This is a genomic window from Streptomyces sp. CG 926, assembly GCF_003148825.1.
Classification (GTDB): Bacteria; Actinomycetota; Actinomycetes; order Streptomycetales; family Streptomycetaceae; genus Streptomyces.
The window spans coordinates 77,719-95,970 of the sequence record NZ_QGGZ01000013.1 but is presented as its reverse complement, the minus strand read 5'-3'; the positions used below and the strand labels follow the sequence as shown (position 1 = coordinate 95,970).

The 18,252-nt window shown below is 71.5% G+C and carries 22 protein-coding genes; 12 read left to right on the top strand and 10 right to left on the bottom strand.

The genetic code is table 11. The features are described from left to right. From BCL76_RS30670 to BCL76_RS30655, 4 genes are read right to left on the bottom strand one after another with little or no spacing between them, the layout of a single operon-like run. A complete protein-coding gene (locus tag BCL76_RS30670; RefSeq protein WP_109782613.1) occupies positions 1 to 753 on the bottom strand; it encodes a cytochrome c biogenesis CcdA family protein in 753 nt (250 codons plus the stop codon). A 3-nt stretch (positions 754 to 756) separates the two neighbouring features. Further along, the gene (locus BCL76_RS30665) at positions 757 to 1,359 is read right to left on the bottom strand and encodes a TlpA family protein disulfide reductase (RefSeq protein ID WP_109782612.1); all 603 of its coding nucleotides are present in this window, start codon (positions 1,357 to 1,359) and stop codon (positions 757 to 759) included. 42 nt (positions 1,360 to 1,401) lie between these two features. Then, a complete protein-coding gene (locus BCL76_RS30660) occupies positions 1,402 to 2,037 on the bottom strand; it encodes a vitamin K epoxide reductase family protein (RefSeq protein WP_109782611.1) in 636 nt (211 codons plus the stop codon). Continuing rightward, entirely contained in the window at positions 2,034 to 2,702 is a 669-nt protein-coding gene (locus BCL76_RS30655; protein ID WP_109782610.1) for a DsbA family protein, read from the bottom strand. Before BCL76_RS30655 ends, BCL76_RS30660 begins: the two co-directional genes overlap by 4 nt. A 214-nt stretch (positions 2,703 to 2,916) precedes the next feature. On the opposite strand from BCL76_RS30655, the gene BCL76_RS30650 reads away from it, so the two are divergent. The 9 genes from BCL76_RS30650 to BCL76_RS30615 all read left to right on the top strand — a co-directional run bounded on the left by BCL76_RS30650 (position 2,917) and on the right by BCL76_RS30615 (position 9,425). Beyond that, positions 2,917 to 3,594 (top strand): hypothetical protein, encoded by a 678-nt coding sequence (locus BCL76_RS30650; protein ID WP_109782609.1) that lies wholly within the window; start codon positions 2,917 to 2,919, stop codon positions 3,592 to 3,594. 82 nt (positions 3,595 to 3,676) lie between these two features. Then, positions 3,677 to 4,285: a copper resistance CopC family protein gene (locus tag BCL76_RS30645; protein WP_109782608.1), complete on the top strand. Its 609-nt coding sequence runs from the start codon at positions 3,677 to 3,679 to the stop codon at positions 4,283 to 4,285. Then, positions 4,275 to 6,365, top strand: coding sequence for a bifunctional copper resistance protein CopD/cytochrome c oxidase assembly protein (locus BCL76_RS30640; RefSeq protein WP_109782607.1), 2,091 nt, complete (start codon positions 4,275 to 4,277; stop codon positions 6,363 to 6,365). The genes BCL76_RS30645 and BCL76_RS30640 overlap by 11 nt, the downstream gene beginning before the upstream one ends. Beyond that, positions 6,362 to 6,490 (top strand): hypothetical protein, encoded by a 129-nt coding sequence (locus tag BCL76_RS40055; RefSeq protein ID WP_258309985.1) that lies wholly within the window; start codon positions 6,362 to 6,364, stop codon positions 6,488 to 6,490. Before BCL76_RS30640 ends, BCL76_RS40055 begins: the two co-directional genes overlap by 4 nt. Continuing rightward, positions 6,487 to 7,047, top strand: coding sequence for a carbonic anhydrase (locus tag BCL76_RS30635; protein ID WP_109782606.1), 561 nt, complete (start codon positions 6,487 to 6,489; stop codon positions 7,045 to 7,047). The genes BCL76_RS40055 and BCL76_RS30635 overlap by 4 nt, the downstream gene beginning before the upstream one ends. A 31-nt stretch (positions 7,048 to 7,078) precedes the next feature. Beyond that, complete coding sequence (locus BCL76_RS30630) at positions 7,079 to 7,540, top strand: DUF3093 domain-containing protein (RefSeq protein WP_109782605.1); 462 nt, start codon at positions 7,079 to 7,081, stop codon at positions 7,538 to 7,540. Between the two features lie 53 nt (positions 7,541 to 7,593). Continuing rightward, positions 7,594 to 8,007, top strand: coding sequence for a hypothetical protein (locus tag BCL76_RS30625; RefSeq protein ID WP_109782604.1), 414 nt, complete (start codon positions 7,594 to 7,596; stop codon positions 8,005 to 8,007). Between the two features lie 99 nt (positions 8,008 to 8,106). After that, complete coding sequence (locus BCL76_RS30620; protein WP_109782603.1) at positions 8,107 to 8,751, top strand: DUF3105 domain-containing protein; 645 nt, start codon at positions 8,107 to 8,109, stop codon at positions 8,749 to 8,751. Further along, positions 8,748 to 9,425, top strand: coding sequence for a DUF305 domain-containing protein (locus BCL76_RS30615; RefSeq protein WP_109782602.1), 678 nt, complete (start codon positions 8,748 to 8,750; stop codon positions 9,423 to 9,425). Before BCL76_RS30620 ends, BCL76_RS30615 begins: the two co-directional genes overlap by 4 nt. Positions 9,426 to 9,489: 64 nt before the next feature. Here BCL76_RS30615 and BCL76_RS30610 read toward each other — a convergent pair whose 3' ends face one another. Beyond that, on the bottom strand, positions 9,490 to 10,431 hold the full coding sequence (locus BCL76_RS30610) for a cation diffusion facilitator family transporter (protein ID WP_109782601.1): 942 nt from the start codon (positions 10,429 to 10,431) through the stop codon (positions 9,490 to 9,492). 179 nt (positions 10,432 to 10,610) lie between these two features. On the opposite strand from BCL76_RS30610, the gene BCL76_RS30605 reads away from it, so the two are divergent. Next, on the top strand, positions 10,611 to 11,450 hold the full coding sequence (locus BCL76_RS30605; protein WP_109782600.1) for an alpha/beta fold hydrolase: 840 nt from the start codon (positions 10,611 to 10,613) through the stop codon (positions 11,448 to 11,450). Between the two features lie 3 nt (positions 11,451 to 11,453). Here the strand turns inward: BCL76_RS30605 and BCL76_RS30600 are convergent, their stop codons facing one another. The 5 genes from BCL76_RS30600 to BCL76_RS38640 all read right to left on the bottom strand — a co-directional run bounded on the left by BCL76_RS30600 (position 11,454) and on the right by BCL76_RS38640 (position 15,514). Beyond that, a complete protein-coding gene (locus BCL76_RS30600) occupies positions 11,454 to 12,083 on the bottom strand; it encodes a methyltransferase family protein (protein ID WP_109782739.1) in 630 nt (209 codons plus the stop codon). A 133-nt stretch (positions 12,084 to 12,216) separates the two neighbouring features. Further along, positions 12,217 to 13,665, bottom strand: a complete 1,449-nt coding sequence (locus BCL76_RS30595; protein ID WP_109782599.1) for a SulP family inorganic anion transporter — start codon at positions 13,663 to 13,665, stop codon at positions 12,217 to 12,219. A 101-nt stretch (positions 13,666 to 13,766) separates the two neighbouring features. Continuing rightward, a complete protein-coding gene (locus BCL76_RS30590; protein ID WP_109782598.1) occupies positions 13,767 to 14,375 on the bottom strand; it encodes a carbonic anhydrase in 609 nt (202 codons plus the stop codon). 126 nt (positions 14,376 to 14,501) lie between these two features. Further along, complete coding sequence (locus BCL76_RS30585; RefSeq protein WP_146228449.1) at positions 14,502 to 14,882, bottom strand: hypothetical protein; 381 nt, start codon at positions 14,880 to 14,882, stop codon at positions 14,502 to 14,504. 440 nt (positions 14,883 to 15,322) lie between these two features. Further along, complete coding sequence (locus BCL76_RS38640; protein WP_146228448.1) at positions 15,323 to 15,514, bottom strand: hypothetical protein; 192 nt, start codon at positions 15,512 to 15,514, stop codon at positions 15,323 to 15,325. A 332-nt stretch (positions 15,515 to 15,846) separates the two neighbouring features. On the opposite strand from BCL76_RS38640, the gene BCL76_RS30575 reads away from it, so the two are divergent. After that, positions 15,847 to 16,971 carry a PLP-dependent cysteine synthase family protein gene (locus BCL76_RS30575; RefSeq protein ID WP_109782595.1) on the top strand — a complete coding sequence of 375 codons (1,125 nt, stop codon included), beginning with the start codon at positions 15,847 to 15,849 and terminating at the stop codon, positions 16,969 to 16,971. Continuing rightward, a complete protein-coding gene (locus tag BCL76_RS30570) occupies positions 16,968 to 18,242 on the top strand; it encodes an MFS transporter (RefSeq protein WP_109782738.1) in 1,275 nt (424 codons plus the stop codon). Before BCL76_RS30575 ends, BCL76_RS30570 begins: the two co-directional genes overlap by 4 nt. Positions 18,243 to 18,252 lie beyond the last annotated feature (10 nt).

Genomic DNA, 18,252 nt, shown 5'->3' with positions numbered 1-18,252 from the left:
TCAGATGCCGACCGTGAAGCCGGCGGTCCAGGATTGCATCTGGCTGATCAGGGAGCTCCACACTCCGGTGATCATCAGCAGTCCGGTGGCGATCATCATCGCGCCGCCCGCGCGCATCACCCACTGGTAGTGGCGCTTGACCCAGGCGAAGACCCCCATGGCCTTGCGGAAGGCGAGCCCCGCCGCGAGGAAGGGCACGCCGAGGCCCAGGCAGTAGGCGACGGTCAGCAGGGCCCCGCGGCCGGCGCTGGCCTCACTGAACGCCAGCGCCTGTACGGCGGCGAGCGTGGGTCCGATGCAGGGGGTCCAGCCCAGGCCGAAGAGCACACCCAGCACCGGCGCCCCGGCCAGCCCGGCGGCGGGTTTGCGGTGCAGGCGCCATTCGCGGCTCATACCCGGCAGGACCCCCATGAAGGACAGCCCCATCAGGACCGTCACACCGCCGAGGACACGGATGAGGAGGTCCTGGTGTTCGAGGAGGGTGTTGCCCGCGTATCCGAAGGCGGCGCCGAAGGACACGAAGACGGCCGTGAATCCGGCGAGGAACAGCAGCGTCCCCGCGAGGATGCGGCCGCGCCGGACGTCCGCGAGGTCGGCGCCGGTCACTCCGGTGACGTAGGAGAGGTAGCCCGGCACCAGGGGCAGGACACAGGGCGAGAAGAACGACACCAGACCGGCCAGCGCCGCGATCGGTATGGCCAGCAGCACCGATCCGGTCAGGACCGTGGTGCTCGCGTCGAGGGCCAGGTTCACGGCTCAGCCCTCCTTCAGCACGGGGTCGATCAGGGAGCGCAGTTCGGCTTCCGTCAATGCCTTGAGCCCGCGCGCGGCCACCCGGCCCCGGCGGTCGATCACCAGGGTGGTGGGGATGGCGGAGGGCGGCAGCGTGCCCTTGAACTTGAGGAGTTCCCGGCCGTCCGGGTCCCAGAGGCTGGGGTAGGTGATGGAGAAGGTCTCCTCGAATCCCCGGGCCGCCTCCTTCGAGCCGTCGCGGGTGTTGATGCCGAGGAAGGCGACGCCCTGGTCCCTGAGCTCGGTGTGCACCTTCTGCAGGTGCGGGGCCTCGGCCCGGCACGGCGCGCACCACGAACCCCACACGTTGAGGACCACGATCTTCCCCCGGAGGTCCGCCAGCGCGACGGGCTCCCCCGTGAGGGTCTCGCCGCTGATGTCCGGGGCGGGATTCCGCTCGGCGGCCGGCGTGCTCGTCAGCCGTTGGTCGGCGGACGCCGCGGCGGGCTTTCCGGAGTCGTCGCCGGCGCCGCAGCCGGTGGCCGCCGACACGGTCAGTACGGCGAGACCGGCCAGGGCCGTACGCCGCGACACGCCGCCACGGCCGGAGGGGGAACGCTGAAACACGGGGCAGGACCTGTTCCTGGGTGGGATCGGGGGTGGGGCGCCTCAGACGAGGCTGCTCCAGTAGAGCCAGAAGCGTTCCGTGATCAGTACGACCACGAGCAGGTACCAGGCCGTCAGGACGACGCCGTGGTAGGCGGTGGCGCCCCGCAGCCACCGGGCGGAAGGCGCCCGACGGCCCGCGACGTGGAGGGTGGTGTACCAGAAGACCGGGATCATGACCGTCCACACGACCATGCAGTACGGGCACAGGGCGCCGATCCGGTACAGGCTCTGGAAGATCAGCCAGTGCACGAACACGACGCCGAACGTGACGCCCGCTTGGAGGCCGAGCCAGAACCACTTCGGCAGCTCGGCCCCGGCCAGCAGGATCACGCCGATCGTGGCGACGACCGCGAAGCCGGCGATGCCCATCAGCGGGTTGGGGAAGCCGAACGCCTCCGCCTGCGGCGTGGTCATCACCGACCCGCACGACAGCACCGGGTTGATGCTGCACGACGGCTTGTAGGACGGGTCCTTCAGGAGGGCGATCTTCTCCACGGTGAGCGTGAAGGCGGCCAGCAGGCCGAGCGCCCCGCCGATGGTCAGGACCCAGCCCAGGAACCGGGCGGAGACTGCGGCCGCCGCGTCCCGAGCGGCTTCGGGGCCCCCGGTACCGGCGCGCGACGCGACGGTCGTCACTTGGCGAGTTCCGCGTCGATCGCGGCCTTGAAGTGCTCGAACGACCTGATCTGCGGCCGCTGCCCGTTGATGAAGAAGGTCGGCGTGCCCTGCACCCCGAGGGCGATGCCGTCCTCACGGTCCTTGTTGACGCGCTCGGCGGTCGCCGGGTCCTTCCAGTCCTTCTCGAAGCGGGCCATGTCCAGGCCCAGCTCCTCGGCGAAGCCGCGGAAGGTCTTCTCGTGCGAGACCTGCTGGTCGCCCCAGGACTCCTGCGTCTCGTACATCTTCCGGTACATCGCCTCGAGCTTGTCCTGCTTGCCGGCCGCTTCCACGGCCGCGGCCGCGAGCTCGGCGTTGCGGTGGCTCGGGATGGGGAAATACCGCATGACGAAGGTGACCCGGCCCTTGTACTCCTCACGGAGCTTCTCCACGTCGGGGAAGGCCGCCCGGCAGGACTCGCATTCGAGGTCCAGGAACTCCACCACGGTGACCTTGCCGTCCTCGGCGGTGGACAGCCGGTGGCTGTCCGGACGCACGAGCTTGGAGGCCCGGGCCGCCGCTTCGCCGCCCGCGCCCACCGGGGCTTCGTCCTTCTTGGAGGAGGCGCCGAACACCAGCAGGCCGCTGATCACCGCCAGCACGACCACGCCCAGGACCAGCGAAATCTTCACGTTCTTCGTCATGACACCCGTCAATGGGAGGAGGGGAACGACCGGACCGGGCAGACGCGCTCCCGGAACCTCAGGTTTCGAATCAACAGACTAATGGACGTTGATATGAGGTCTCCGTGCACCCCTGGAAAGGCTGCCGGTCCCTCCGGGATACCCTGCGAGATGCTCCGGCCTCGTGGGAGGCTCGGAGCCGTCTCCAGCTCACCTCCCGGAAAGTGCAGCAGCCATGTCCGCCACCGCATCGTCCCGGCCTCCGTCGCCGGCGCGCGGACTGGCGCGTGGGCTGCGTGCCGGTGCACTGGCCGCCTTGTGCGTGCTGCTGCCACTGGCCGGCCACCTGCTGTCACAGGGGCACGCTCCGCGCTGGGCGGTACTGCTGGGCATGGCCGCGGTCGCGGTCCCCGGTTCGGTGCTGCTGACGCGCGCGCGGCTGTCGGACGGCCAGGTGGTGGCGGCCCTGACCGGTGCCCAGCTGGCGTATCACGCGGCCTACGCGCTTCCCGGCGCCTGTGCGGCCGTCGCGGGAGCGGGCAGCGGCCCGGCGTCGATGGTCGAGCACGCCTCGGCGGCCGGCATACCTCCCGAGGTGTTCCTGTCCGGACACGTGATCATGCTGGTGATCGCCGCGCAGCTGTTCGGCCTCACCGAGCTGCTCCTATGGCGCGGCAAGCCGGTCCTGGAGGCGCTGGGCGTCCTGCTGCTGTTCGTCTGGCCGCGGATCGGCGTCACGACCGGGCCGAAGACGGATCTGCGTGCGCTGGAAAGCGGTGCGCTGCCTCCGTCCGCCGTGGTGGCACGGTCGAACGAGGGCCGGGCGCCGCCCCGGTCCCGGCGTGCCGCGATGTGGCGCGCACCTCTCACGTTGACCGGGCCGATGCCCGGCGGAGGTCTCTGCCTGCCCTGACGACGGGGTGGAGGGGCGGTCCGCCGACGTCGGCGTCCCTGCTCCGGCTCGTCCGGAGACCAGAGAGAGACCTTTCCTTCCCATGCCTCGCCCTTCCCGGCGCGTCGCCCGTGCGGCGACCCGCCTCCTCGTCGTACCTCTCGGCGCCGCCCTCCTGTGGGCCGCGGCTCCGGCCGCCTCCGCCCACACCGACCTGACCTCCGGCACACCGGCCGAGGGCGCCACCCTCGACGCACTGCCCGCGGACATCCGGCTGACCTTCAGCGACGAGATGACGCAGGAGTACGCGAAGGTCGCACTGACGGGGCCGGACGGCAGCCCCGCCGCGGCCGGCGATCCCCAGGTGTCCGGCAGGACCGCGTCCTTGCCGGTCAAGCCCGGGCTGCCCTCGGGTACGTACACCGTCGGCTACCGGGTGGTCTCCGCAGACGGTCATCCCGTCAGCGGTTCCTACACGTTCACCCTGCGCGCGGCCGCCCCCTCACCTGCGGCGCCGGCCGGTCCCGCGTCGCCCTCGGCGGGGCCCACCGCCGACAGCCCGAGCGCCGGGCCCGCCTCCACGGACGGCGCGGGAGCCGTGGCGTCGTCGGGCGGGTACGGCACGGTGGCGGCCCTGGGCGCCGTGATCGTCGCGGGTGCCGGAGCCGCCGTGTTCGTCGGGCGCCGCCGGAGGGCCCGCCGTGACGGCTGACGTCGTGACCGGCAGCCGTCGGCGGCTGCCGCTGCTCTTCCTGGCTCCGGTGGTCCTGGCCCTCTGCGTCACCCTGCTCGGGTTGTGGGCGGCCGGTTCCACCGCGCAGCAGGTTCCCGGGATCGAGGACGCCGGACCGCTCACCTCCTGGGGGCTCCCCCTCGCGCGCGTCACCGCCGACATCTCCGCGGTGGCCACGGTGGGCGCTCTCCTCCTGGCAGGGGTACTGCTGCCCGGCGGGCGGGGCCTCGGCCCGTCCCGGATGCCGTACCTCACGGCGGCAGCGGTCGCGGCCGGTCTGTGGGCGGTCTCCTCCGTCGCGCTGCTGGTCCTGACGCTGTCCGACCTCTTCGCCCGGCCCGTTTCCGCGGTCCTCGACCCGGCGATGGTGGCGGACTTCGCCCTCACGTCGGCGCAGGGCCGCTCCTACGCGGCCATGGCGGCGGCCGGGCTGGCCCTGGCGACGCTGTGCCCGGGCGTCACCACCGTCCGGTGGGCGCGCCTCGCCCTCGTCCTCGCGGTCGCGGCCGTCCTGCCTCCCGCGTTCACGGGGCACTCGGCCGCCGCCGGGAACCATGACGCGGCCGTCACCAGCCTGGCCCTGCACGTGGCAGGTGTCGCCGTCTGGGTCGGCGGCCTGCTCTTCGTCCTGGCCGCCGCGGTGCACCGCACGGAGGGTGCCGCCGTCGCGGCACGGCACTTCAGCCCGCTGGCGGGCGGGGCGTTCCTGGCGGTCGCGGCGAGCGGACTGGTCAACGCCCTGGTCCGGCTGCCGCTTTCGGCCGCGTGGTTCACCTCCGGGTACGGGCGGATGGTGCTGCTGAAGACCGCCGCCCTCCTGATCCTGGGAGCCGTCGGATGGTGGCACCGCCGCCGGACCCTCCCGGCCATCGCCGACGGCACCCGGCGTCCGTTCCTGCGGTTCGCCGCGGGTGAGGTGCTGGTGATGGCCGCGGCCATGGGCCTGGCCGTGGCCCTGTCCCGGACTTCGCCGCCGCCCGGTGCGAAGGGCTCCCCCTCGCCGACGGAGGAACTGCTCGGGTTCCCGATGCCGCCCGAGCTCGGCGGATTCCCCTGGACGCCCCTGTTCACCCAGTGGCACTTCGACCCGGTCTTCGCCTTCGGTACGGGCGCCGCCGCCGTGCTGTACGGGGTCGGCGTCCGGCGGCTGCGGGCGCGCGGCGACCACTGGCCGGTCGGCCGCACGATCAGCTGGCTGCTCGGCCTGTTCGTCACCGTCGTCTCGACGATGAGCGGGCTGGCCGTGTACGGCAAGGTCATGTTCAGCGTCCACATGGGCCAGCACATGATCCTCGCGATGACGGTCCCGATCCTGCTCGTCCTCGGCGCACCGGCGACTCTGGCACTCCGGTCCCTGCCGTCGGCCGGCAAGGGCGAGCCTGCAGGGCCGCGCGAGGCGCTGATGTGGCTGCTGCACAGCCGGTACGTGAAGGTCATCTCGCATCCGGCCGTGGCGGGGGTGCTGTTCATCGGGAGCGCGTTCGCCGTCTACTCCACCTCGTGGTTCGAGACCCTGATGTCCAGCCACCTCGGTCACACGGCCATGCTGTTCCATTTCCTGGCCGTCGGGCTGTTGTTCTTCTGGGTGATCATCGGTGTCGATCCTGGCCCCCGCCGCCCACCGCACCTGGGCCGGCTCTTCGTCCTGATGCTGACGATGCCGTTCCACTCGTGGTTCAGCATCTCCCTGATGAGTTCCACCGCGATCATCGGCGCCGGCTGGTGGAATGCGGTCGGCCGTACGTGGGGGCCCGACCTCGCGCAGGACCAGTACAACGGCGGGGCGATCGCCTGGGCCACCGGTGACATTCCGGTGCTGATCACGACGATCATCCTGGCCGCGCAGTGGGTCCGTTCCGATCGCCGCGAGGCCCGCCGCGTCGACCGGCGGATCGACCGCGGCGACTCCGGTGACCCTCTGGCGGCGTACAACGCCTACCTGGCGAGTCTCCACGCACGGGATCGCCGACTCCGGGCTGCCGTCACCCGCTCGGGTGGCACGGCGAGCCCACCACACACGGCCCGTACGGCCCGGGGAGCAGAGGTGGAGGAATCATGAGGCTCAAGAGGTATCTGCTCGCCGTCGCCGCGACCCGTCGGCGGCGCGTCCTCGGCCGGCGCGTCCCGACTCCCGCGACGTACGAGGCGTTCAAGGCGCTGATCGACGAACGGCCCGTCCGGTGAGCGGGCCCGACGGCCTGCCGGTCGACTCGCTCGTCGAGGGGACGCGGACCTACCGGGCCCGCGCCGCGGCCCTGCGGGTTCCGCTCACGGACCCGGCAGACGGCCAGCGCCCCAAGGCCATGCTCATCGCCTGCTCCGATGCGCGCCTGCTCCCCTCGCTCATCACGGGCAGCGGCCCGGGCGAGGTCCTGGAACTGCGCACCCACGGCGGCCTCGTCCCCCGGTTCGATCCCGAGCAGCACACGGGTGAGGCCCTGACCATCGAGTACGCCGTGGCCACGCTGCGGATCACCGACATCGTGGTCCTCGGCCACTCCCTCTGCGAGGTCGTCGACGTCTCCGCAGGCCATACCCGCCAAGGGGAAGCGCTCACGGGGGACTTCACGGCCGCCGGACACCGGCACGTCCTCAAGCAGATGGACGTGCTGAGCGACTACCCCTGTGTGGCGCCCCGGCTGGCGGACGGCAGCCTTCGTCTCCACGGCTGGTACCACGATCTGGGCACCGGCTCCACCGTCTCCTTCCGCCCGCACCTCAACTCCTTCCGGCCCTTGTGACCTCCCCACACCGCACGACGAGGAACACCTCATGACCTCACCCGCCCCTCTCACCTACGACGAGCGGCTCACCGCGCCGCGCACTTGGTGGCTGATCGCCGTGGCCGCCGGATTCTCCATGGCACTCATCGTCATGCCCTACGGTGGCCTCGCCGCTCTCGGCGGGTTCATCGTGGGCACCCTGATCGCCTGCATGTGGGTCAGCGCCCAGGGCTCGTCCCGCATCCGCGTCACGAACGAGCTGCTGGTCGCCGACCAGGCCAGGATCCCGCTGACGGCGCTCGGCCGCGTGGAAGTCCTCGACGGGGAGGAAGCGCGCGCCTGGCGCACGTACAAGGCCGACCTCCGCGCACACCTCCTGATGCGCAGTTACATCAGCGGTGCCGTCCGGATCGAGAACACCGACCCGGAGGACCCCACCCCGTACGTCTACTTGTCCACCCGGACGCCCCAGGCCCTCGCCGACGCCCTGGACAGCACCCGAAAGCTGTGAATCGCGGTCGCCGACCCGCGCTGCCCGCCCCGTCCACCTAGGATCTCCCCACCATGACGAGCACCCCGTCACCGCTGCCGCGTCCCTCCACGGGCCTGCGGCTGCGCGCACTGCTGAGCTGGATGTGCTGCGTCGCCGCACTCCTGCTCGCCGTGACGGTGTGCCACCGGTCCGGACCTCCACCCGCCGCCGGAGCGGGTTGGGGTATGCCCTCCACCGCCTCAACGGTCCAGAACGCCGACACGTCGGGCAGCGTCGAAGGCTGCGTGGACCACCGGCCGGGCGACACGTGCCTGACCGCACTGCACCACCTGCCCGGAAGCATCCTGCCCCTGCCCGAAGACGTCGCGCTGCCCGGCGAGAGCGCCGCTGCCGCTCGCCCGCCGGCGCGGGCCGGACCGGCCGTCGGTGCCCCGCTCACGGCTCGGGGCGTCGATCTCCACTCCCTCCAGGTGCTGCGGATCTAGACGGTCACCGCGTCCGCGCGTGCCTGCGTGCGCGGATGCAGTCGTGATCCGTCAACCGACCCGCCACCTGCCCCGCACCGGGGAGTGAAGGAACCGATCATGGGCCTGCCCAAGAACAGCGCCGCCGCACAGCGACGCGCCAAGCTCGATGCCGTCCGCCGCGCCCAGGCGGCGCGCGACCGCCGCAACAAGATCATCACTGTGGTCGTCTGCGGTCTCATCTTCGCCGCCCTCGCCGGCGGTACCACCTATCTGCTCTTCACCATCAAGGGCGAAGAACAGCGGAAGGAAGCCGCCAAGGCCGCCCCCATCGACGGGGAGAAGACCTGGGACAAGCTCTCGCAGAACCACGTCACCCAGGCCGTGACCTATCCGATGACCCCGGCTGCGGGCGGCGATCACTCCCAGCGGTGGATGAACTGCAACGGGGACGTGTACGAGAAGGAGGTCCCGCAGGAGAACGCCGTCCACGCCATGGAGCACGGCGCCGTCTGGATCACGTACAGCGACAAGGCCGCGCCGGACGACGTCAAGTCCTTGGGCGAGCGCGTACGGAAGACCCCCTACACCCTGTTGAGCCCCCACTCGAAGCAGGCCGGTCCGATCACCCTGTCGGCCTGGGGCAAGCAGGTCAGCGTCGACAGCGCCTCCGACCCCCGGGTGAACGCCTTCCTGACCAAGTACGTTCAGGGACCGCAGACTCCGGAGCCCGGCGCGGCCTGCACGAACGGTCTGACCGCGTGAGCGGCTCCGCGCACCGGCCCCGCTGGGCGGCCTGGGGTCTCGTATGGCTGCTGCTCTGCTCGGTGGCGGGTGCGGTGGTGTTCGCCTTCCCCTCCGGTGGCGCGGCCACCACCGGCCCCGCACCGGCGACGGCCGCGGACACGGGCTTCTCCCGTGACATGGCGGCCCACCACCAGCAGGCCGTGGAGATGTCCTTCCTCGTTCGCGAGAACACCACCGACGAGGAGGTCCGGACCCTGGCCTTCGACGTCATCAACACCCAGGCCAACCAGCGCGGCATGATGCTGGGCTGGCTCGACATGTGGCAGTCGCCGAAGCTCGCCCCCGAGGGGGCGATGGCCTGGATGGACGGGCACGGCAGCGGGATGGCCGTCACCGAGATGCCGGGCATGGCCACCCGGGCACAGCTGGAGCAGCTGAAGGCCGCCAAGGGCCGGGATGCCGAGGTCCTCTACCTCCAGCTGATGATCCCGCACCACCGGGGCGGGGTCGTCATGGCCGAGGCTGCCGTGAAGCAGGGCAAGAACGACCAGGTGAAGGCGTTGGCCGAGGGGATCGTGCTGGCTCAGCAGGCCGAGATCGACCTGATGAACGGCATGCTCACCAAACGCGGCGCCCAGCCGGTGACGCTCGTTGCCGAGCAGCCGGCGGCGTCCGCGCCGCAGCACCACTGACCGGTCGGGCGGACCGCGCGTGCGGTCCGCCCGACGGGTTCTCAACCACCGGCTTCCTTCCCTGTCAGAAGCCCGGGGACACTTCCGTGTGGTCCGCCGGCTCGACCTGGATGGTGGGGTGGGTGACCCCGTAGGTCTCGGCGAGGATCTGACGGCTCTGGTCGAGAACGGCGTGCCAGTCCGCGCCCTCCTTGATGACGATGTGGGCGGAGGCCGCCTCCATGCCGCTGGTGATGGTCCAGATGTGCAGGTCGTGGACCTGAATCACACCGGGGATGGCTGCCAGGTCACGGGTGGCGGCCTCGACGTCCACGTCCGGCGGGGCCACCTCCATGATGATCCGCAGGGCCTGGCGCATCAGCTTCCAGGTGCGCGGCAGGATGAACAGACCGATCACGGTGCCGACGATCGGGTCGGCGTACTGGAAGCCGGTCGTCCAGATCACGACGGCGCCGATGATGACTCCGACGGATCCGAGCATGTCGGCGAAGACTTCGAGGTAGGCGCCCTTGAGGTTGAGGCTCTCCTTCGCGCCGGCGCTCAGCAGGCGGAAGGAGATCAGGTTGACGACGAGGCCGATCACGGCGACGACGAGCATGGGCACGCCCGGGACCTCGGTCGGGTTGCGGAACCTCTCGACCGCTTCGTAGAGGACGTAGAAGGCGACGCCGAACAGCAGCAGGCCGTTGATCACGGCGGCCAGGACCTCGAGCCGGTAGGTGCCGTACGTCCGCTGGCCCGCGGCCGGCCGCTTGGCGAGGTGGATGGCGGCGAGCGCGAGGCCGAGCCCCAGCACGTCGGTCCCCATGTGCGCGGCGTCGCTGATCAGGGCGAGTGAGCCGGTGGTGAAGCCTGCGACGACCTCGACCAGCGCGTAGGCGGCCGTGATGGCGAACGCGATCGCCAGGGGCTTCTGGTGGCGCTCGCCGGCACTGCCGATCCTGGGTCCGTGCGCGTGCCCGTCCCCTCCGTCCGGGTCGGAGCCGTGGCTGTGGCCGTGTGGCATGTGGGTGTTCCTCCTGGTACTGGATCGGTGCTGTCCGTGTCGGGCGGCCGGTGTCGGCAGCGTGGCAGTGGGGCGGGGTGGTGGCGTCGAGGACACGAGAGGGCGGTGGCGGGACTTGAGCTTTCGGCTCCGGTGGTGATGCTGGGGAGCACGCTCAGGTCGCGTCGGAAGGTGGGGGAATGGACTCGGTCGTGGTGAACGGTGTGCGCATCGCATACGTGCGAACGGGGGCCGGGCCCGTGGTGGTTCTGGCGGGCGGCACGGGAATGCCGCCGGTCGCCTGGGAGTTCTGCGGTGTACGGGACGCACTGGTCCGCGCCGGGTACGAGGTCGTGACGTACGCGGCGCGCGGGGTCGCCCCCTCGGACGCGCCGCCGGCCCCGTACTCGATGGAGGACCTGGCCGGTGATCTGGCAGCGCTGCTGGACGTTCTCGGCGTCCACCGGGCGGCGGTGGTGGGGTACTCGTTGGGCAGTTTCACGGCGGAACTCCTCGCGCGGACCCGGCCCGACCTCGTACGGTCGCTGGTGCTGATGGCGGGTGCGGGGCCGACGACGGGCGTGGTGGAGGCGGTGCTGGACACGGAGGCGGAGCTGATCGCGGCGACCGGAAGCCTCCCGCCGGCCTTCATGCGGCTGCAGACGCTGCTCAGTTCGCTCCCCGCGCCGGTGCTCCGCGACGACGAGGAGCAGGTACGGGGCTGGCTCGAACTGCTCGGAGCACAGGACGGTGTGTGGGCCTCCCCCGAAGGCGCGGCCGGACAGTCGGCGGCGTCGGACGGCTGGCTCCGCGCCCCCGACCGGCTCGCATCCCTCGCCGGCATCCAGGTGCCCACGCTGGTACTGACCTTCGAGCATGACCTGTACTTCCCGCCGCGCACCGGCCGGGTGGCCGTCGAGGCGCTGCCGCAGGGCGAGTTGGCCGTGGTGGCAGGTGCGGCGCACGGTGGGCTGCTCACCCATCCTGCCGAGACCACTGCCGCGCTCATCGGCTTCCTCACCCGTCCCGATGCGCGGTGAGAATCAGGCACCGGCACGGCTGACGCTCCGTCCGACACCGGGGACGAAGCGCCCTGCCCGCGTGGCATAGCGGGCGTAGGCAGGACCGTGGACCCGCGCCAGGTAGGGCTCCTCCACCACGCGGACCTGGAGTTCGATCGCGACGACGAGGACCGACCACGCGAGGACGGCGACGAGGTTGGGCACCATCGCCGCAAGTCCCGCGGCAGTGACGGTCATCGCGGTGAAGACCGGGTTGCGGACGTGCGCGAAGAGGCCGGAGGTGACGAGTTCGGTGCGCTCGTCGGCGTCGACTCCGACGCGCCAGGAGGATCCCATCGCACTCTGGGCGACGAACGTGGCGGCCATGCCCACCAGGGCCACGAGCAGCCCGCCCCACTGCAGACCGCCGTTGCCTTCGGTGCCCGGCAGTTCGAGCATCCCGGCGAGAGCGGCCAGAGGCGCTGCCGGGCCGCCGATCAGGGCGAGGACGAACAAGACCCCCGCCCACCACGGAGCGGATCCGGGCCGGCCCGAGATGCCCCGGAACCCGGTGTCGCCCGTACGGCGGCGGTGCAGGACGGAGCGGGCTCCGAAAGCCGTCACCGCCCAGGCCACGAAGAGGGTCAGCGCGACCCACGACCAGTTCTCCACGGGTTCCTCCATCTACGGGTGTCCGCGGCCGAGATCCTCGACACGACTCGACAGTACATAGAATCCTGAATTCAGGAAAGTCTGAATCAATGGAGTGGGGGCAGGCAGCCGTGGCCCACCCCCACACCTCGGGTCAGAGGGACGGAGTGAGCTGGACGAGGGTCACGTCCTGGCCGTCCCGGCGTTCGACCCAGGACAGGAGGGCCATGGTGCAGGCGTGGTCGCGATGGCGCAGATCCGTCATGTCCAGGCGGATCGGGCAGCCGGACGGCAGGGCCTCCAGTGCGTCGAGGAGCCTCGGCAGATTGAGGAAGGTCGCGTTGCCGCTGATCTTCACGGTCAGTTCGTCCGGCCGGATCCCCACCGTTTCGATCTTCACGCGGGAGGTGTCCCACGCCGTCTTGACCACGGACAGCCCCAGTCCGATCAGGACACCCTCGAACATCCCGACGCCCAGGACGCCGAGCGCTGTCGCGAGCAGCACCAGAGCCTCCCCGCGGTGTCGCCGCCACAGGGGAACGAATTGCTTCACGGGAAGCAGCTTCACCCCTGCATGGACGAGGACTCCGGCGAGCGCGGCAACGGGGATCATGGCCAGGACACCGGGCAGGAGCATGACGAACAACAGCAGCCACACACCGTGCAGTACGCGTGAGACCTTGGTCCGGGCGCCGGCCCGGACGTTGGCGGAGGAGCGAACGATGACCGCCGTCAGCGGCAGGGCGCCGAGCAGACCGGAGACGGTGTTGCCCGCGCCTTGGGCGATCAGTTCCTTGTCGAAGTCGGTGCGCGGACCGTTGTGGAGCCGATCGACGGCCGCCGCGCTGAAGAGGCTCTCCGCCGAGGCGATCAGGGTGAAGGCCGTGATCGTGCCGACCAGGAAGAGGGCGGGCAACGAGGGCAGCAGGGTGAAGTCCGGCGTGGTGACGGCCTCCAGGATTCCACTGATCTTCACGGTCTCCACCGGCAGGTCCAGCATCTGGGTGGCAACGACGGCGAGACCGACACCGACCAGGGCGCCGGGCACCGTGCGGACGACCTCGGGCAGGTACGGCCACGCGACGATGACGGCGATCACCCCGGCGCCCAGGCAGAAGGCCGTTCGCGCACCGGGGGAAGCGATGACCGCGGCCGCCAGCGCGGGAAGGCCGAGCAGCTTGTCCGGGCCGGTCGGCGGGGCGGGCCGGTCGGCCATGGCGAAGAGCTGCCCCGCGATGATCACCAGGCCGATGCCCGCGAGCATGCCCTCCACGACCGACAACGAGATCGCCCGGAACCAGCGCCCCAGCCGCAACACGCCGAGCAGGAGTTGCAGGAGGCCGGTCGCTACGACGATCAGCCCGAGGGCGGCCAGGCCGTAGGACCGCACGGCCTCGGCCACCAGGACGGTCAGGCCGGCGGCCGGGCCGCTGACCTGGAGGCTGCTGCCCGGCAGAAGCCCCGTCACCAGACCTCCGACGATCCCGGTGACCAGTCCGAGTTCGGCCGGCACGCCCGATGCGACCGCCACGCCCACGCAGAGGGGCAGAGCGACGAGGAAGACGACGACCGAGGCGGAAACGTCACTCGACAGTGCAAACATGGCCGCCCCTCGGGACCCACGACGAGCGCGTCGCCCGTCGCCCCTCCCTTGCGATGCGCTGTTGTGGCGGTCGGAGGCCCTCGTACGGGCTCGGGATCCCATCAGAGCCTCCGGAACACGCGAGAACCGGGCTGGCAGGCCAGGACCTCACCGGTGTCGACGGTGTAGTACCAGGCGTGCAGCCGCAGGCGGCCGACGACCAGTCGCTGCGAAACCCACGGATAGCTCCGCAGATGGTCGAGCTGCGCGAGCAGGTGTGCCTGCGCGACCTGCACGGGGTCGGCGCCGACGGGCTCGATCCGGTCGGTGGCCGGCCTGCGGACCGCGCGGCCGGCGCCGACCAGCCACCGCTGCATCAGCGGCAGCGCTTCCAGGCTCTGCCGGTGCATGAGCCCTTGCACCGCGCCGCAGTGGGAGTGACCGCACACGACGATGTCGGGCACCTTGAGGACTTTGACGGCGAACTCCAGGCTGGCGGCCACCGCGCAGGCGGCGGATGCGCGATAGCGGGGCACGATGTTGCCCGCCGTACGCACCTCGAAGAGTTCACCGGGACGCGCCCCGGTGATCAGCGAGGGGATGACCCGGGAGTCGGAGCAGGAGACGAAGGCGGCCATCGGGCGCTGGCCCCGGGCGAGGTGGGAGAAGTCGTGCGACGTCTCGGCGATCTTCACCGGGAAGGCGCGGGCATGGTCGATCAGGGACTGCATGAGGTCGGCCTCACATGCTCGTTGCGGCAGGTAGGAGCAGGTGCGCGCGCAGACCGGTCCCGTGCAGGGCCGGCCCACGAAGGGCGGGCCGAAAAGGGGCTGGGGCGGTCTGCGGCGTGAGGCCGCTCAGCAGCGGAAGGTCTGCAGTGACGCGGCGGCAGGCTGCGCCGGCGCCGCGGGGCTCCAGCTGTTCCTGGCCGTGCGGTCGAGCGGCGGCGCAGGCTCCGCGGATCCGGCTGCCGGACCCTCTTCGTCGAGGAGCACCGAGGGTGCGTCGTCGAGGGTGCCGCTCTGTCCGCGCGCCATCGCGGGCTCGCCGACGGCGTCGTGGTGCAGGGGCTCTTGACCGATGCTCTGCGCATGGCTGCCCGGCGCGGTCGCCCTGCTCTCCACCGGCGCGGCGGTCGCGGTGTTCACCAAGGACGCGGCCACCGAGTGGTGCGGAACGGCCGCGTGGACGAAGACCGCCGCGACGAGCAGGAGGAGAAGGGCTGCTGTGCGTCGCATCGTGCCCTCCACCTCCTCAGCATGCGGCTCGTTGCCCAAACGTTACCGCGCCGTGGCGACGGCCCACGTGGCGCCCCGGGCGAACGGGCCACGTCCCGGCGGGAGCCCGGTGTGCAGACTGGAGCCGGCCCGGACGTCGGCCGGTGCGGACATCCGGCACTCCCCCGCACGTCACGACCCCAGTGGAGCCGAGGCCACACTCTTCCCGTCCTCGACACCGCGCACGGCAACCCGGAGGTACGCGTTCACCCCAAGCGGTGAATCGACACACACGGCGGCGACCATGCTTCACGGCTGCGTAGATCCGCCGGCTCCCGCTGTGACATGGGGGTCCGCGTCGCATCCGACCGCCGGGACACACCACGTCACGGAACGCGACAGCCGGGCACTCTTCATGCACACACGGTAGCGTCGAGATCACTGTGTGGAATGTGCTGTGGTCACGTGACGGCCGCCGGAACGGCGGCTGGGTGGCTGTCCTCGTGACAGCCGCCCTGGTCGCGCTGGTCTTCGGCGTGTGCGACACCGGCGGCCACCACCGCGCACCCGTCCCCTCCTCGGCGGCCACGCAGGCCGGAGCCCATCCGGAACTCGCTGTCGGCTGCCCTGACGGTGACCGTCCCTGCGAACACGCCGACGATCACACCGCGACTCAGCTGCAAGAGCGCAGGACCCCCGATGGAGCGGCCGTCCTCAAGCCGGCCTCCGTGCAGACCGGTTCATCCCGTGCCGATCACGCCCCGGCGGACGGGCCGGCCTCGTCCGCGGTCGGATCCGGCCGCGATCTGCTGTGCAAGGCGTGCGTGAGCAGAACCTGAGCGGGCCCGGGCCCTCCGCGCGGCTGCCGTAGCGCCGTATTCAGGAGTGTCCCCGCGCGCCCTCTCAACCCTGCACGGTCCGTCACCTCCCCACCGCGTCCCGGTGGGCTCCCGGTCGCGCCGTGCCGCACGAAGGACAACCCGCGATGACCGAACTGTCCCTGCCCGTCTCCCCGTCGGCGGCCCCCGCACCGCACAGCGTGCTCAAAGCCGTCGGCAACACCCCCGTGCTCTTCATCGACGAGCCCTTCACCCCGGCCCCCCGCGGCTTCTGGGCCAAACTCGAAGGCTTCAACCCCGGGGGCATCAAGGACCGTGCCGCCCTGTACATGGTCGACACGGCACGCGAACGCGGTGCGCTGCGCCCCGGCGCGCCGATCATCGAGTCCACCTCCGGCACGCTCGGTCTCGGTCTGGCCCCGGCCGGCGTGCTCCACGGACACCCCGTGCACCTGGTTACCGATCCCGGCATGGAACCGATCATGGAACGGATGCTGACGGCGCACGGCGCACGGCTCCACATCGTCGACCAGCCGCATCCCGAAGGCGGCTGGCAGGAGGCACGGCGCCGCAAGGTCGCCGAGCTCCTCGGCCGACACCCGGGCGCCTGGTGCCCCGACCAGTACAACAACCCCGACAACGTGGCCGCGTACCGCCCCCTCGCCGACGAACTGACCGACCAGCTGGGGACGGTGGACGTGCTGGTGTGCGCGGTCGGCACGGGCGGCCACTCCTCCGGAATCGCCCGCCGGCTGCACGAGTCCAACCCCGCGCTACGCCTCGTCGGCGTCGACACGATCGGCTCGACCATCTTCGGCCAGCCCGCCCGACCCCGCCTCATGCGCGGCCTCGGCTCCTCGATCTACCCCCGGAACGTGGACTACCCGGCCTTCTCCGAGGTCCACTGGGTGGCTCCGGCCGAAGCCGTCTGGTCCGCCCGCAGGCTGGCGGCCAGGCATTTCGCCACCGGCGGGTGGAGCGTCGGCGCCGTCGCCCTCGTCGCCGGCTGGCTCGCCCGCACCCAGCCCGACGGCACCCGGATCGCCGCGGTCTTCCCCGACGGACCGCACCGGTACTTCGACACCGTCTTCAACGACGAGTACTGCCGCACCCACCAGCTCCTGGGCACCGACCCGCCCTCCGCACCCGAGACCGTCGCATCGCCCCTCTCCGGCGAGATCGCCCGGTGGACGCGCTGCACGGACGTCTTCGACCCCATGCCCGCTCCGGCCGCCCCCGCCACCGCACGCACGGCCGGCGCGGGCCGATGAGGCAGACCTGGAAGCAGTACCGCTCCTTCGACGCCACCGTGCAGTTGCTGCTCGTCAACCAGCTGAGCATCAACCTCGGCTTCTACATGCTCATGCCCTACCTGGCCGCCCACCTCTCCGGCAGCCTGGCGCTCGCCACCTGGGCGGTCGGGCTGATCCTCGGCGTACGCAACCTCTCCCAGCAGGGCATGTTCCTCGTCGGCGGGATGCTCGCCGACCGCCTCGGCTTCAAGCCGCTGATCGTGGCGGGCTGCACCCTGCGCACCGTCGGCTTCGCCGCGCTCGCGTTCGCCGACACCCTGCCGGCCCTGGTCGCCGCGTCCGCGGCCACGGGACTGGCGGGCGCCCTGTTCAACCCGGCGGTCCGGGCCTACGTGGCCGCGGAGGCGGGCGAGCGCCGGGTGGACGCCTTCGCCCTCTTCAACGTCTTCTACCAGGGGGGCATCCTCCTCGGCCCGCTCGTCGGGCTCGCACTGACCTCGGTCTCCTTCCCCCTGACCTGCACGGTCGCCTCGGCGGTCTTCGCCGCGCTCACCCTGCTGCAACTCCGACGCCTGCCGCAGAACGCATCCGGCCCGCGCGAGGACCGGCCGGCGCTGCGCGAGCAGGCCGGCACCGTGCTCCGCAACCGGACCTTCTGGCTGTTCTCCCTGGCCATGAGCGGCTCGTACGTCCTGTCGTTCCAGATCTACCTGGCACTGCCCCTGGAGGTCGAACGCCTCGCGGGCGAGGGCACCTTCGCCACCGCCGCGACCAGCGCCCTGTTCGTCGTCTCGGGGGGCGTCGCCATCCTGGGGCAGCTGCGCATCACCGCATGGTGCAAGCGGGTCTGGAGCCCTGCGCGGTGCCTGTGCGCGGGTATGGCCCTCATGGGCGCAGCCTTCCTCCCACCCCTGCTCAGCTCTTCGGCCGGGCCGGCCGCGCAGGGGTGGGCGGCTGCCGCGGCCGTCATCCCTCTCCTGGCGTGCGCCGGACTCCTCGCCGTCGCCACGGCGGTGCTGTACCCGTTCGAGATGGACACCATCGTCGCCCTCGCGGGCGGCCGCTGGGTGGCCACCCACTACGGCCTCTACAACACCGTCTGCGGCGTGGGGATCACCCTCGGGAACCTCGCCACCGGCGCCCTGTTGGGAACGGCACGGACCGGCGCGCACCCGGCCCTCGCCTGGCTCGTCCTGGCCGTGGTCGGCTTCGCGTGCACGGCTGCCCTCGCCGGGCTGACACGTACCGGCCGGCTGTCCGCGCCGCGCCCCGTTCCGGTCGGGGCGTAGCCGTCGTACG

Excerpts from the sequence above, each read along its gene's own strand:
- BCL76_RS30610 (WP_109782601.1), bottom strand. The coding sequence starts at position 10,431 with ATGCCACACGGCCACAGCCACGGCTCCGACCCGGACGGAGGGGACGGG.
- BCL76_RS30620 (WP_109782603.1), top strand. The coding sequence starts at position 8,107 with ATGGGCCTGCCCAAGAACAGCGCCGCCGCACAGCGACGCGCCAAGCTC.
- BCL76_RS40055 (WP_258309985.1), top strand. The coding sequence starts at position 6,362 with ATGAGGCTCAAGAGGTATCTGCTCGCCGTCGCCGCGACCCGTCGGCGG.
- BCL76_RS30570 (WP_109782738.1), top strand. The coding sequence starts at position 16,968 with ATGAGGCAGACCTGGAAGCAGTACCGCTCCTTCGACGCCACCGTGCAG.
- BCL76_RS30630 (WP_109782605.1), top strand. The coding sequence starts at position 7,079 with ATGACCTCACCCGCCCCTCTCACCTACGACGAGCGGCTCACCGCGCCG.
- BCL76_RS30625 (WP_109782604.1), top strand. The coding sequence starts at position 7,594 with ATGACGAGCACCCCGTCACCGCTGCCGCGTCCCTCCACGGGCCTGCGG.
- BCL76_RS30585 (WP_146228449.1), bottom strand. The coding sequence starts at position 14,882 with ATGCGACGCACAGCAGCCCTTCTCCTCCTGCTCGTCGCGGCGGTCTTC.
- BCL76_RS30595 (WP_109782599.1), bottom strand. The coding sequence starts at position 13,665 with ATGTTTGCACTGTCGAGTGACGTTTCCGCCTCGGTCGTCGTCTTCCTC.
- BCL76_RS30650 (WP_109782609.1), top strand. The coding sequence starts at position 2,917 with ATGTCCGCCACCGCATCGTCCCGGCCTCCGTCGCCGGCGCGCGGACTG.
- BCL76_RS30605 (WP_109782600.1), top strand. The coding sequence starts at position 10,611 with ATGGACTCGGTCGTGGTGAACGGTGTGCGCATCGCATACGTGCGAACG.
- BCL76_RS30645 (WP_109782608.1), top strand. The coding sequence starts at position 3,677 with ATGCCTCGCCCTTCCCGGCGCGTCGCCCGTGCGGCGACCCGCCTCCTC.
- BCL76_RS30590 (WP_109782598.1), bottom strand. The coding sequence starts at position 14,375 with ATGCAGTCCCTGATCGACCATGCCCGCGCCTTCCCGGTGAAGATCGCC.
- BCL76_RS30575 (WP_109782595.1), top strand. The coding sequence starts at position 15,847 with ATGACCGAACTGTCCCTGCCCGTCTCCCCGTCGGCGGCCCCCGCACCG.
- BCL76_RS30655 (WP_109782610.1), bottom strand. The coding sequence starts at position 2,702 with ATGACGAAGAACGTGAAGATTTCGCTGGTCCTGGGCGTGGTCGTGCTG.